Here is a 14,572-nt window from a genome sequence, read left to right as displayed (position 1 = left end):
ATTTTAAGTGAATTGTAATAGCAGAATTATAAAGGCTAATACGCACGAAGCGATAAGTACACCACGTGCGCGTTCGTTTTCATAACGATTGATAAAAAAGAAGAAGATAGCAAGGTCTAACAGGGCTCCTAAGAGTATGAGTTTCCCTAAATATCTCTTGTAATAGGCATCTTGCAAGGTAGTAGCAATACTAAATTTAGAGAAGATAAGCACATAGGCTATCACCCCTATTACATTTACAACAATACCTGCTATAAAACCAATGATTTGGTCTTTGCGTTTTTGATTTATATTTAAAAATCCCATTGCTTTAACTCTTGAATATTTTGGTGAGCCGTAAGGTCAAATTGAATAGGCACTACTGAAATGTAGCCGTTTTCGAGAGCCCATTGGTCAGTATCAGTACCTTGGTCTTCATTCACAAAAGTACCTGTCATCCAGTAGTACACTCTCCCTTGCGGGTTCACACGTTTGTCAAAACTTTCTATCCAGCGCGAACGTGCTTGACGGCATACTTTTACGCCTTTTATTTCTTCCTTCTTGATATTAGGTATATTCACATTCAGCACTGTTCCTTTGGGCAACCCATTAGCGAGTACTTTTTCAGCAATACTTTTGATATAAGAGCGCGCTTGCGAAAAGTCGGCATTCCAACTGGAGTCTAATAATGAAAAACCAATAGCAGGAATGCCCTCAGTACCCGCCTCGATAGCAGCACTCATCGTTCCTGAATATATCACGTTGATAGAAGCATTGGAACCGTGATTGATACCACTCACACAGAGATCGGGCAGACGACCGTTCAACACTTCGTGTTTGGCTATTTTCACACAATCGGCAGGTGTACCACTACAAGCGTATTCGCGAGTAGCTCCGTTATGTGAGGGCATAGGGTCGCAGTACATAGTAGTATCGAGGGTAACGGCGTGCCCTTTACCGCTCTGAGGCGAATCAGGGGCTACTACCACTACTTCGCCTAATTCTTTCATTATGTCTATCAGATAACGGATACCAGGAGCGGTAATACCGTCGTCGTTTGTTACTAATATTAAAGGTTTTTGCATACTAAAAAGTAAAGACGCGTTTTGTAGTCGCGTCTTTACGATGTGCAAAAGTACACAAATTTTAAATAAAAGCAATATTACATATGAAAAATATATATTTTTACATCAGTTGGATTTCATCTACAAACAATAAGGCTGGTGTGCCTTTACCCTCGTGCCATTCAGGGATTACGGTACCTTTGAGCACTACTTTCACATAGCGAGTTTTAGTTTTAGCAAAGTTCAAACTGATAGGCACGCGCTTGATAGGGTCGGTCTTCTGGGCTATCTTCAAAGGTTGCTGAGTGATGAGCTGAAAGTTTTTTCCATCAGCAGAGCTGTAAATAGCGACTTCTGAGGCTGGGAATATCCAGTTAGGCGTATCGGACAAAGAACCTGTTTTGAGATTGCTAATTTCTTCTTCTTTACCTAAATCGATTATTGCTTCCACTCCCACTCGACCAGGAAAGCCCACCCAATGCCCATCAATATAAGAATCTTCACCTATTTGGGCATCTACTAAGGCAGTAGCCCCTCCAAAAGTGTATTTAGGGTTGGTTTCGGTGAGTAATTGTATAGGCTTGTAAGTAGCCTTATTAAATAACGACTGGTAGCTAAACACTCCACTTATGGTATCTTTATGCACAGCTACAGCTTTTAACAGCACCTCGTTGCTGAGTTTGATAGGCTGGGTATAAAGCGTTTTGGTAGCATCAGGAGTAGTGCCATCGGTGGTGTAGTACACCTTACCATCGCCTACGGTGAGGAGTTCTACCTGAATACCATCTTTCTTAGGAGCGGGCTGAATCACAGGGGTAACGCCCAAGATGTGTTTGGCATAATGATATCCCTCTTTTTGGTAGTAATTGAGTAAGTTGCCTAAACGCTTCAAAAAGTCGGCATAGTTCTTTTTCTCTGGGGCTGTCCATTGTACCTCAGCTAAGGCAGCCAAGCGAGGCAAGAGCATATACTGGGCGTGTGCAGGACTCGCGATGTACTCTGTCCACAAATTAGCTTGTGTTCCTAAGATGTATTTACCTTGTTCGGGAGTGAGTTTAGGGTCGATAGGTTCGTAGTCGTACACCTTTTTCACGGGGAGGTATTCGCCTATGGACAGTGGTTCCTTACTAGGGTCTTCGCCTTGGTTATAGTCGAAATACAAACTGTAATGCGGAGTCATAATAGCGCGGTTGTGGCGTTGTGCTGCGGCGATGCCTCCTTCGGTACCTCGCCACGACATTACAATCGCGTCTTGTGAAATGTTATCTCCCTCCAAAATCTCGTCCCAGCCTATTACCTCTCTACCTTTCTTCTTGAGGAACTGCTCTACGCGCGATACTACATAGCCTTGTAGTTTCTGTTCGGCAGTGTGTTCACCGTCGCCTTTTAAGCCCAATGCTTTAATTTTAGCCTGACATTTAGGGCACTCTTTCCAACGTGTTTTAGGACATTCATCACCTCCTATATGAATATATTTAGAGGGGAAAAGTTCGGTAATTTCGTCGAATACGCCTTCTAAGAAGTCATAAGAAGCCTCATTGCCAGCGCAAAGTACATCGTCGAACACACCCCATTTGGTACCTACTGCACAGTCCTTGCCTGTACAACCCAACTCAGGGTAAGCCGTTAGCACAGCTAAGGTATGTCCAGGGATATCTACCTCGGGAATAATCGTAATATAGCGGTCTTGGGCGTATTTTACAATCTCTTTAATCTGTTCTTGGGTGTAGAACCCACCATAAGGTTTGCCGTCGAATTGGTGGGGTTTATCTTTGAGCAAATGCCCAATAAGCGTTTCTTTGCGCGTTGAACCTACCTCAGTAAGGCGAGGGTATTTTTTGATTTCTATACGCCACCCTTGGTCATCGGTGAGGTGCCAATGGAACTTATTGAGGTTATGAAGTGCAAGTATATCAATGTACTGCTTGATAAAATCTACTGTAAAGAAATGCCTGCTCACATCAAAATGCATTCCCCGATAGGCAAAGCGGGGCGCATCGTCTATCACAGCCGTAGGGAACGCTAAGGATTTAGGTTCTGTTACGTCAATCGACTTGCGCAAGGTTTGTATGCCGTAGAACACACCTGCGGGACTTGCTCCATCAATAGTAATTTGTTCACTTGTTACGGTAAGTTGATAAGCCTCTTGGTTAGGTTTTTTAAGGTCGGTTTTAAGACGAATAACCTTTCCACTGTTCACATTAGGCTCAGTGGTAAGGGTGAGCCCTGTGATTTCTTTAAGATAAGAGGCGAGGAATTGGGCATTCCTTTGTAGTAAGGCATTACCTTGTGGATAGGTAATCACGGTTTGAGCATCGAGCTCAAAAGGTTTTTGATGGGTATAACTAATGGATTGTGGTAGCGGAATTACCTCGTAATGTATTACAGGCTCAGTGCCTTTACAAGCCATAAGACATAGTGTTACTAAACTAAATATAAGTTTTTTCATTGGTGGTGGTTTAATTTTTAATATTTAATAGTTGGGATATATTGTGCTCGATAGAAAGTAAAAGGCAACATAAAAGAACGTTTTATGGTGGGTGTTTCATTGCGGTCGGTAATGATTATTTGTTTTTTGGTACTCAACGTGATTAGTAGCAAGTCCTCACCTATAAATTGTGCATTGCTACGGTTTGATGAGGCTAAGTCTTTGGGAAGAGCTACTGCCATAGGAACTGTTACTGTTTTGCTTTGTTCATTTACTTTATACAAAATAGCTCTTGAGCCCGTATCGGAATCTGAACGCGCATTGTCAATCACTAACACCTCGTTAGGTGCTTTCGGGTTAGCACAGTGCATTCCGTGAGTAAAGTATTTTTTCTCAGGTTTTATGGTGCCATTTTCGCCTATGCGATATAGTAACTTCCCTGTTTTACTGTCAATTTTCCAAAGTTCTCCATAACGATTAAACGTCATATAGTAATTACCTTCGCTATCGTAGTTAAAGGAGTTGGCGTGTAGCCAATCTTTTTTTACCCCTTGTATTTTTATATTAGGGTCGGTAGTGGGGTCTACATAATCAAAACAACTCCATTGCTGGGTGATTTCTCCTCTTCTATTCATAATCACAAAACCATCACCCTTTACAATATCGGTAGTTGTACCGCCTTGTGCAGTGAGGTCGAAAGTTTTATCAATATAGGTTACTAATCCTATACTGCCATCGGGCATAGGGCGACACTCGTGATGCACTTCCCGTCCGTTAAGTGCGGGAACGGTGGCAAAGTCTTTTTGAAATACTACCTCACCAAAGAGGTCTATAATTTTAATACTTTTAGCATTGAAAGTATAAGGACTTCCAACAGGGTAAGCAGGATTGGTAAGAATGTAAAACTGCTGACGCTGTGCATCGTAATTTACGACCAAAGGCTCTTCGGGCACTTGCTCATACCATACTACTACTCCTTTAGTATCTGTCAGATAGATGGCTTTTGTACCATTCATACGGGCATTTGCAAAAAAATAACCGCCTATATCTTCTTTTAGGTCGTCTATCAGTAATGTTGCATTAGGAAGAAAAGCCTCCACACTTTTTGTTTTAAAGGTTTTCACTGCCGACTTATCTCCTTTCTCGGTAATGATTTGGCAACTGTATTGCGTATCGGGTTTGAGGAACAATAGCGTTTTACGTTCTATCCCTTTGCCCTGATAGATATTGGTTTGCTGTACTTGTGCCGGATGGTTCACTTCCCAATAAGCTATATGGAAGGACGTTTCCCCGCTGAAAGTAGCAGTTACTTCCGCGCGAAGGTTATTCGTCTTACTCAAAGACACCTCAAAATCGGTAAGATTACCCTGATACGGAGGGCTAAGAGAATCTTCTTTTTTAGGGGGAATAGGGTCTTCTTTTTTAGGGATAAAAGGTTCATCTTTTTTACAAGAAACTAATACCCCCCCTATGATTAAAAACAAAATAATAATCGATTTTCTCATATTTTAAATCTTTCTTGTTTCTCTATGTTATTTCAATAAGAAAAAAGCGTTAGTCTTTATCGGGATTTACAGGCTCAATAGCATTACTAAAAGGTTCATATGTCACATAATCCCACAAGGCATAATGGTCTCTGGTAGGGATACGGTCTCCTATAAAATCTATATTCTCTACACTGCAAAAGATACGAAAAGGATACTGTTGCCCATAGTTGAGCTCTTTATGAAGGTATTGCACCCCATCGATGAGCCACGTAGCAATATAATGGTTATTCTGCGGATTGATAGCTAATTTAATCTGAAAAGTATGCCATTGGTCGCTGTCTATAAGCACCTCAGCATTTTGCGCCCAAGGATTATTCTGGCTGGTCATAAACACCACTACCTGCCCCTCTTTTGCGCCCAACTTCTTCCTGCGTTTAGCATCGCCTGAGCCCACTTCAAAATCTATCTCGTGCCCCTCACTGTTATACAAGAAAGAGCCTATACTTGCCCAAGCACCTGTTTCCATCGGCGGAATGTAAGCGCGCCAAGTGTAAATACCTGCCCCGTAACGGTGTACTGTTTTTTGTTTTTTGCGTTGTTCAGTATGAGCTTTCGTCCATATTTTCAGTGCCCAACCATCTTCGGCGTAAGAATCACTTACCACTTTGGCATAAGTTTCTTTGTCCTTCCCTTGTGGGTAATCCTCGTCCTGATTACCTAATAACCAACCGTCAAGCGTTTTAAAATCCCATCGCATCACTTTGGTTTTATCAATGGTCACCTCAGGAATATCACTCGATTGTTTGCTACAGCTTACAAAAGCTGTCAAACACACTGCCATTAAAAATAGATTTACTCGTTTCATATGCTTTTATTTTTTCGTTTTTGCTTTATTTAAAATTCTCTTTTGCTTTATTGTTTCTTCGCTATTCCTTCTCCGTTTCTTCGTTCTTTCTTCGTTGTTTCTTCGTTCATTATTCGTTATTGCGTCGCCACAGTTCCCCCTTTTCCGTCATACTTCCCCTAGTGCCTATCGCCTAAGGCCTATTACCTATTCCTCTTTCTTTCGCCTCGAAACCCTGTTTTTACCGTTTTTTGCTTTGTTGTATTATATTATTAATCAATTACTTATACACCCTTTCTATACCAATCGTCCAAGATTCGTATAAGCTTCCTATAAGCTCTCTATAAGCTAACCACACCCATCTTACACCCTTTTTTCACCAAAACCTCTCTCAGCTCTCTTCCGAACTTTTCCGATATCTTCCGAAAAGCTCAAAACTCTTTATCCCAATAATTTCTCACTTTTCACTATACAAACTGGTGTGAGGGTTGTAATGAATACCGTTTTAACTAACAACAAAGCAATTCTATTAATATTCTATAAAGGTAGATAATTACAACCCCTTTACCAGCCATTTATAAAAGCAATATGTAAGTCTCGTTTTATTAGCGAGGTTTATAAGAATAAGGATATGGTTGATAAGTTACATAATCCCATAAGCCTACAACATCTTCTGTAGTAGGACGTTCTCCTAAAAAGTCTAGGTTCTCTACACTACAAAATATATGAAATAATTTTTCTTGTCCATAGTTTAGTTTTGACTTATAACGGTCTACTCCATCTATAGCCCAAGTAATGATATAGTTCTGACCATTAATAGCTTGATTTATTTCCAATCTTATCTGAAAAGTATGCCACGATCCTTTATTTCTCTCATCAACTGTAACAATCTCAGTATCGTGATGTAGTTCTGGATTATTTTGGCTTGTAATATAAGCTATCAACTGATTGTTTTTCGTTGCGTGAGCTTCTTCTCTTTTTTTAATAGTCCCTGAACCAACCTCAAAATCTACTTCGTGTTGGTCATCGTTATAAAGCCAAGAACCTACGCTCACTCTTTCACCAATATTCATTGTAGGAATGAAAACACGCCAAGTGTAAATCCCTGCACCAAACATTTGTTTTGTCTTTAATTTTTTCCGCTCTTTTGTCCCTGTATTTGTCCATATCTTCAAAGCCCTACCATCGTCGCAGCCATCTTTATAAACTGATGAACAATGGTCTACATTCTTATTAGGTTCTTGGTTGGCTAAAACCCAATCTGAAAGAGGATAAGAACCAAAGTGCCATCTGTAAGTTCCAACAGGATTATCAGGCTTAGGGTCAGGTGTAGGCTTAGGTGTAGGAACTACAGCTCCACTATTGGGCGTATACTTAACATTATCCCATACACCCGTTGTAGGAGTGGTAGCAGGTCTATCACCTACTTTTGGTAAGTTCTCTACACTACAAAAGATATTGAAAAGGTTGTCTTGACCATAATCAAGTGTTCCTTCCAATTTATCCTTTCCTTCTCTTCCGTCTACTGTAAGGATAGCGTGATAATTACCATTCACTAACTTCAATTCTATCTTAAACCTATGCCAATCTTGTTGGGTAATAGCTATCTTTTTAGTTGCCATTCCATAACCACCTAATTCTGCGATTACTTGATTATCAGTAAGTCTCATTTGAGAGCGTTCTGCATTCTTTCCTGAATAGACTTTGATAGACAATTCGTGATCGTCATCTTTGTAAAGAAAGCAATTCACACTTGTTTGGGCTCCTTTCTCCAATTTAGGAACATACAATCTCCACTCATATACTCCCGCTCCATATTGTCTTACAGTTTTGAGTTTGTTGCGTTGCAAAGTATTCACCTCTGTGTGAATAATAAGTCCACCGTTTGTACAGCCAGGGCTATGTTGTATCTTATAGCAATTAGGCTTACTGTTCTGATTGGCTTCTATCCAATCATTAGAAGGAGCATCAAACTCCCAAAACATTACCCCTTTTTGAGCTTGTTGTGCAGCATTAAGCGATTGCCCATCGCTTGATGTAGTTGTTGCGTTGCGGGTAGTTTCCTCAGAATCTATCTTACAACCAACATAGATGAACAAGGTCATCACCAATGAAAAAATAAATGTTTTTTTCATACTAAAATCATTAAGTTGTATGCTTTATTCTTAGTTTTCTTTTTAAGAAAAAGAGGCTGTCTCGTTGTTGGAGGTGAGACAGCCTCAGAAAAATCAATTTGCCATTTATAGATAAACATCGATTACTACTAATAGGCGGTATATTCAATAAAGTTAAACTTCGTTTCTAAGTGTTTTGTAAGAGCTTTATCGAGTTTAGCCCATTTCATCCAAGGTCTATTAGCAGCTGCTTCGGCTATAAAGAAGAACTTAAATTCATCTTCACCATAATTTGCAACTAAAGTTTTTAATACGTTACCATCAATAGAGTAAACAATAGTATACTTGTTATTTACTTTTTTAAGGTCGATGGTAAGTTTGTAGTCTTTGTTAGCATCTAATAAGCCAACATATTCATCTACCGCAGGTTCAGCTCCTTGTATATATAGCAATAACTGATTGGGTTTAGCTCCTAAACGAGTGCGATCCTCTTCTGAGCCTATACGAGCCATCATTAAAAAGAGGCGTTCAGTTACTTTCCCTTTTTCATCTTCTACATAATAATAAAGATTAGCTCCTGATTGGAATTGAGTACCCGCAGGAATGGTTGATACATCGGGGAAGCGGACAGACCACGTATATTTTCCATAGCCCATTTTCATACCCAACTTGTATTGTACCTTAGCAATAGTATTATCACTATCTACTCCTAACACCAATTTACCACTATCTACTTTTGCAATACCCCATTTCAACCAATCGTCGGGGAAGCTGTTGAAAGTCCATTTCTTTACTTCTCCTGTATCTGGTTCCGGTTCTGGGTCAGGTGGGTTAAGTTGATTTTGAGGTTCTGTAGGTTCCACAGAATATGGATAAGGTGTATAGGTTACATAATCCCACAAGCCATAATTATCCTTATAAGGCCAGCTATCGCCTACAAACTTCAAGTTTTCTGTACTACAAAAGATATAAAAAGGGTGCTCTTGTCCATAATTAAGTTGCTGAGTAGCACATTTCACATTATCAATAAGCCAAGTAGCAAAATACTTTCCTCCTGCTAATTTTAGGTCAATTTGGAACGTATGCCAAGCATTCTTCTTGATTTTTACCTTTTGGTGTAAAGCTGGGTTATCCTGGCTGGTAATATAAGCAATCACTTCATCATCAGCAGCTGCTAAGGCATCACGGTCTTTAGTCGTACCAGAACCTACCTCGAAGTCCAATTCGTGTTTATCGCTATTCCACAACCAAGAGCCTATGCTCACACGTTCAGTAGTTCCTAAATCAGAGATATAGGCACGCCAAGCGTAGAGTCCTGCTCCGTATTGTTTTTTAGTTTTGAGCTTTTTACGCTCTTTGGTACCTGATTTAGTGAATATCTTCACTACTTTGCCATCTTCAGCTTCAGTATTGCTTTCCACTGAAGTTTGTGAGATATTAGCCTGTTCTCCTTGACTGGCATTAAGCCAATCATTGGTATTATCAAAGTTCCACTTCACTTGCTTAGCAGTAACCAAACTGCCTTCTTGTGGAGTTCCTATCTCACTGCGTGGGTTATCGCTAAAACGCCCATCTGCATCGCTCTTGTCGCAGCTTATCATACTAAGCATCGCAACAGCCATCAGTATTGGTTTTGTATAGGTTTTCATATGAGTTTACATTTAAGATTATTGTTCTCTAAAAGAACGGTTGTTTTGTAGGTCAGGGAATTTGTTACTATACACTCCTGGTATAGGGTAATACCTACGTTTGTCATAAGGTTTAAACGGATTGCTGAACTTAGGATACACTTTCCATTCAGGACTCAAATCATAAGGATTCTTTACTACATTAGGGTCTCTTCTGGCATTTAAATTGGCTTCTTTAGTTTCCAATTTTTGTTTAACAAGATCCATATAAGCATCTAAGCGGTCTTTCCATAATCCCATACGGATAAGGTCTACACGACGGACTCCCTCCATATTAAGCTCAAACAAGCGTTCATCACACAATTTACTACGCAAATCTTCTTTGGAAGCAAAGTTTGCCAAGGTATAATTGTGGTTGCTATTTTCAAAAGCTCTCTCACGAATTTTATTAATCAAATCCACTGATTCTTGAGTAGGTCCATTGAGCTCATTAAGAATTTCAGCTTTGCAAAGCAATACATCAGCATAACGCAATAAGATGAGGTTATTAGGTGTATTATAATTATAGGTTCCTGGTTTGGTATATTTGTACTTTTTAGTATATATCGCATCATTCTCTACTATTTGCGGATTACTTTTTTCATTCCTAAGCGTTCCTACTTCATTAAGTTTAGGAGATATGTATTTTATAGGTTTTCCGTACACGTTGTCGAAGGAAGTTACAATAAGCTCTTTGAGGCGTTGGTCATCACTATTAAACTTCCAGTACAATTCCAGAGGCATATTGATATTGTTCCAGCCCATATCATATTCCCAAGGAGTGAAATACAAAGCTAAATCTGAAGAACCTGAGGGCACTTTATCACTTGCTCGTATAGCAAAGATAATCTCGTTATTATTTAAGGTTTCTGGCTTAGAAGGGTCGAACACATCAAACACTTTAGCTTGTAAGGCGTATTTACCTGAGGTTATCACTTGGTCGGCATACATTAAAGCAGCTTGCCAAGCAGCGGTAGCATCTTTACCTTCTTCACGCAAACGCCCTGCTTTACGCATATTAAGACGCATCAAATAGCCATAAGCCGCGCCTTTGGTAGGACGACCTGAAGCTCCCTCTGTTGTAGTACCCCATTCATCGGGAAGGTTATTAGTAGCAATGAGCAAATCTTGTTCTATTTGGTCATCTAATTCCTCAACAGTAGCCAAAGTAGGATTAGCATCAGCTTCGTAGTAACCGTTTGTTATCAAAGGTACTCGATAAAAAGCATTAGTAAGCTGATAGAAAGCAAAAGCGCGCAAAAAGTGGGCTTCGGCTAAGAGCTCTGGTTTTCTATCGGCGGTTTTGAAACGAGATTCGGGAATCATTGAGATATTGTCAATAGCAGTATTGGCACAACCAATCATTTGCCAGTTACCATTGTAGCATCTCGCAAGTTCTACGTTGCCAGAGAGACCATTTTCATTGTATATCTCAAAAGCAATACCATCTTTAAAACAGTCATCAGTAGACATATCGTTGATATAGAAGTTGCTTGTGTGTGTAGCCCCAAGAAGATAACGGTAAATTCCGTTTACACCTTCTTGTGCATTTTCTTCGGTAGTATAGGCGTTATTGGCATTGTAAACAGAAGTTAAATCTTCTTTGAGTTCACAAGCGGTAAACGAGAGTCCTAAAAGACCTACCAATGTATATAGTTTATAATTCGTTTTCATTATTCTTCTGCGTTAAAAAGTTAATTTCACTCCAAAGTTAATGGTTCTGTAAGCAGGATAAGAGTTCAAATCCAAACCTTGTGCAATAGCACTACTACCATTGGTACTGATATCGGGGTCGAAACCTTGGTATTTAGTGAAGGTAAGCAAGTTTTGGCCTCCTACAAACACACGCATTGTTTTAAGAGTTTTCATATTCCATTGACTGCCTGTGAAGGTATATCCTAACTCAACATTGCGCAATTTTACGAAATCGGCATCTTCTACAAAACGAGAGTTCACATAAGAACCATATTGCAATTTGGCTGTTTTTTGATAACCATTACGAGGCACACTGTTAGAAGCGTGCGCTTTTGTCCAACGGTCAGCTGAATCTGAAAGGCGGTTATTATCTTCCAAATAAATACGAGTTAAGTTAAGCATCTTGGCTCCTAATGAGGCTTCAAAGAAGAAAGAGAAGTCAAACCCTTTATAGGTAAAACTATTGTTAAGACCTATGATAGTTTTAGGGATACCAGTACCCAATACAGTACGGTCTTTTTCGTCTATTTTACCATCACCATTGAGGTCTTTAAACTTAGGGTCACCGGGTGCTGAGTTAGGCTGTGGTGCATAAGTTTCACCTTCTTGAAGGATACCATCGAACTCATAACCATAGATAGCACTGAGAGGTTCACCTTCTTTGAGCATCATATATTCTTTTTCGTCATAAGAACCGTGAGGACGTATATACTGAAAACGTGGTTTTCCATCGTTGAGTTTCAATACCTCACTGCGGTTATGAGAGAAGTTAAATGCTGTAGTCCACACAAAATCGTTTTTATTGATATTGGTAGATTTGATAGCCACTTCAAAGCCTCGGTTTTCAATCTCACCATCGTTTACCATCATTGCGGTATACTCAAAACGGCGACCGTCATTCACATAGTTAGGGAAACCTCCTGAAGGGTGAATAGGGTCAGGGTTTAACAAGTCGTGAGTGCGTTTGATATAATAATCGAAGCTGGCTTCTACTCTACCAACCACTAAATCGATACCGGCATTCCATTGTGCAGTGGTTTCCCAGCGGAGTTTTGGATTGTAGGGATTAGAAGGATACATACCTTTAGAGTTCACATCATTACCAATATACACATCGCGTACAGAGTATTGGTATTGTGACAAACCAAAGCGGATACCATCGTTACCACTAAGTCCATAGCTAGTGCGCAATTTGATACGAGAGAAAAGAGGTTTAGCAAATTTCATAAACTCTTCTTCACCTAAGTGCCAAGCGATAGACCCCGCAGGAAATATACCCCAACGATAGTCAGCTCCAAACACTGATGAACCATCGGCACGAACTGAAGCGTTGATAATATAACGGTTATTGAAGATGTATTCGGCACGACCAAAAACAGAAGCCTTTTTGATAGAGGATTCACCTGAACCTATCCAATCTAAATGTTGGGCAGCTCCAATATTTTTGAAAGAGAATACATCGGAAGCAAAACCATAGGCTTGCACTTCATCACCTTTACCTCTTTGATAAATATAGGAAGTACCTGCGGTTACTTTTACATCGTGTTTACCTTCCATTTTAGGGTGATAAGTAGCCACACCTTCTATTTGGTGTTTTACATTTTCTTCGTGACTGAGAAATGCTTGTCCTTTGTAAGACTGACCTATAGAAGTAGAACGGTCATAATACTTTTCAGTTTTTAAATGGTCATAAGCATAGGTATAACGACCATTGATAGTAAGTGAAGGCAACAAATCTATATCGGCATAGGCGGTTGCATACATTGTATTAAAATGGCGATAGAGTTGCGCTCCGCTCATTTCTTCGAACACAGCAGGACGACGGTCTTTAGTTCCAAACACATCGAAACCTTCTTTATTTTTCCAAGGTTCCAAATTAAAGATGCGGTACATAATATTTTTATCAGAAGAGACTGTACCCATATCTAAGAATTTCTTTTTAGATTTGGAAAAACTCATATTAGCCCCCGCTCTTACTTTCGGACTTATCTTGTACTGCAAATTGATACGTCCTCCATAACGATTATAATCGGTATTGAGCAGAATACCAGGTTCAGTAAGGTAGTTACCTGACATAAAAGCGGATAAGCGGTCAGTACCACCTGATACGGAAAGCTGGTGTAACACAGTGAAGGCATCGTGAGTGGTTTCTTTGAGCCAATCGGTACCTTTACCGCGATAGGTAGCTTGTTGAGCTGTCCATTTGCTATAAGCGGCGTCTTGGGTTTGTTCATATAAGCGACGGGTAAGTGCTATGGTTTCTCCAGCATCGAGCAAATCCCAAGGATTGTACATATTCTTATAAGAAGTTTGGTTAGAATACTCTACATTAAAGCTACCTTCTTTACCTTTTTTAGTAGTAATGAGGATAACCCCGTTAGCACCACGAGCTCCGTAAATAGCAGTAGTAGAGGCATCTTTTAAGATTTCGATTGATTCGATGTCGTCTATACTGATTTGCGACATATTATCTGTTTGGAATCCATCGATTACATAAAGAGGTTCGTTATCGGCACTTACTGAAGAAGCACCACGCACACGGATAGATACATTACCACCAGGCTCGAGTGAGTTTTGGCGCACTTGTACTCCTGAGGCACGACCTTTTAACATCTGTGACATATCGGCTACCACCCCTGCTTTTACATCATTGGTTTTGATGGAGGTAATAGCACCTGCTAAATCACGTACTTTGGTAACGCCATAACCTACGACCACTACTTCGTCTAACTTTCTTTGCTCTTCGGCAAGAGCAATATTCAAAGGTGAAGGTGTATTAGCGGTTACTTTTACATTTTGAGTTACATAACCCATAAATGAGACTTCTAAGGTTTGCCCTACCGATACCTCTATGGTATATTTACCGTTCATATCGGTACTGACACCCTTACTAGTTCCTTTAATTACTACCGAAGCACTCATTAGGGGCTCTTTGGTAGTAGCATCGCTGACAGTTCCACGGATAGTGCGTTGTTGCGCATAGCTCCAACTCACTAATAAGAACAACAGAACTGATAAAAATAGATTTCTTTTCATACAATGGTTGTTTGTTCGTTTGTTTTCGTATGGTTTTGATGGTTCAAAAGTACAAAATAGATGAAGAAATAGAGGTTTAAAATCGTCTATAAAAGGTTTAAAATCGTCTAATGAGTTTTAAGACATTCATAATCAAAGGCTAAAAAGAAGCTCTAAGAAAGTAATAAAAAGAAAAATAGCCTATAACAAATAGAAAAAAGATAAAAACAAAAGAATAAAAGATAAAAAAAGCCCCCAAAAAGGGGGCTGCGCAATTTA

Annotated in this window: 9 protein-coding genes; all 9 read right to left on the bottom strand. The window is 39.7% G+C overall.

All coding sequences use genetic code 11. The features are described from left to right. Window positions 1-3: 3 nt before the first annotated feature. The 9 genes from ACSQ7D_RS03175 to ACSQ7D_RS03135 all read right to left on the bottom strand — a co-directional run bounded on the left by ACSQ7D_RS03175 (window position 4) and on the right by ACSQ7D_RS03135 (window position 14,314). Entirely contained in the window at window positions 4-306 is a 303-nt protein-coding gene (locus ACSQ7D_RS03175; protein ID WP_009411254.1) for a hypothetical protein, read from the bottom strand. Next, on the bottom strand, window positions 294-1,064 hold the full coding sequence (gene surE / locus ACSQ7D_RS03170; protein ID WP_009422604.1) for a 5'/3'-nucleotidase SurE: 771 nt from the start codon (window positions 1,062-1,064) through the stop codon (window positions 294-296). Before surE ends, ACSQ7D_RS03175 begins: the two co-directional genes overlap by 13 nt. A 100-nt stretch (window positions 1,065-1,164) precedes the next feature. Next, on the bottom strand, window positions 1,165-3,492 hold the full coding sequence (locus ACSQ7D_RS03165; protein ID WP_437135343.1) for a glycoside hydrolase family 20 protein: 2,328 nt from the start codon (window positions 3,490-3,492) through the stop codon (window positions 1,165-1,167). Window positions 3,493-3,509: 17 nt separating this feature from the next. Continuing rightward, window positions 3,510-4,976, bottom strand: a complete 1,467-nt coding sequence (locus ACSQ7D_RS03160) for an aryl-sulfate sulfotransferase (protein WP_437135342.1) — start codon at window positions 4,974-4,976, stop codon at window positions 3,510-3,512. 49 nt (window positions 4,977-5,025) lie between these two features. Continuing rightward, window positions 5,026-5,823 carry a hypothetical protein gene (locus ACSQ7D_RS03155; RefSeq protein ID WP_437135341.1) on the bottom strand — a complete coding sequence of 266 codons (798 nt, stop codon included), beginning with the start codon at window positions 5,821-5,823 and terminating at the stop codon, window positions 5,026-5,028. Window positions 5,824-6,407: 584 nt separating this feature from the next. Then, window positions 6,408-7,937, bottom strand: a complete 1,530-nt coding sequence (locus ACSQ7D_RS03150) for a hypothetical protein (protein ID WP_437135340.1) — start codon at window positions 7,935-7,937, stop codon at window positions 6,408-6,410. Between the two features lie 128 nt (window positions 7,938-8,065). Next, complete coding sequence (locus ACSQ7D_RS03145; RefSeq protein WP_437135338.1) at window positions 8,066-9,565, bottom strand: toxin-antitoxin system protein; 1,500 nt, start codon at window positions 9,563-9,565, stop codon at window positions 8,066-8,068. Window positions 9,566-9,583: 18 nt separating this feature from the next. Next, a complete protein-coding gene (locus ACSQ7D_RS03140; RefSeq protein ID WP_437135337.1) occupies window positions 9,584-11,257 on the bottom strand; it encodes a RagB/SusD family nutrient uptake outer membrane protein in 1,674 nt (557 codons plus the stop codon). 12 nt (window positions 11,258-11,269) lie between these two features. Further along, complete coding sequence (locus ACSQ7D_RS03135; protein ID WP_437135336.1) at window positions 11,270-14,314, bottom strand: SusC/RagA family TonB-linked outer membrane protein; 3,045 nt, start codon at window positions 14,312-14,314, stop codon at window positions 11,270-11,272. Window positions 14,315-14,572 lie beyond the last annotated feature (258 nt).

It is taken from the genome of Capnocytophaga sp. G1920 (genome assembly GCF_051417515.1).
This window is presented reverse-complemented; position numbering and strand designations above follow the sequence as displayed.

Bases quoted from the DNA above. Each gene is read 5' to 3' on its own strand.
- ACSQ7D_RS03155 (WP_437135341.1), bottom strand. From the start codon at position 5,823: ATGAAACGAGTAAATCTATTTTTAATGGCAGTGTGTTTGACAGCTTTT.
- surE (WP_009422604.1), bottom strand. From the start codon at position 1,064: ATGCAAAAACCTTTAATATTAGTAACAAACGACGACGGTATTACCGCT.
- ACSQ7D_RS03135 (WP_437135336.1), bottom strand. From the start codon at position 14,314: ATGAAAAGAAATCTATTTTTATCAGTTCTGTTGTTCTTATTAGTGAGT.
- ACSQ7D_RS03150 (WP_437135340.1), bottom strand. From the start codon at position 7,937: ATGAAAAAAACATTTATTTTTTCATTGGTGATGACCTTGTTCATCTAT.
- ACSQ7D_RS03160 (WP_437135342.1), bottom strand. From the start codon at position 4,976: ATGAGAAAATCGATTATTATTTTGTTTTTAATCATAGGGGGGGTATTA.
- ACSQ7D_RS03140 (WP_437135337.1), bottom strand. From the start codon at position 11,257: ATGAAAACGAATTATAAACTATATACATTGGTAGGTCTTTTAGGACTC.
- ACSQ7D_RS03165 (WP_437135343.1), bottom strand. From the start codon at position 3,492: ATGAAAAAACTTATATTTAGTTTAGTAACACTATGTCTTATGGCTTGT.
- ACSQ7D_RS03175 (WP_009411254.1), bottom strand. From the start codon at position 306: ATGGGATTTTTAAATATAAATCAAAAACGCAAAGACCAAATCATTGGT.
- ACSQ7D_RS03145 (WP_437135338.1), bottom strand. From the start codon at position 9,565: ATGAAAACCTATACAAAACCAATACTGATGGCTGTTGCGATGCTTAGT.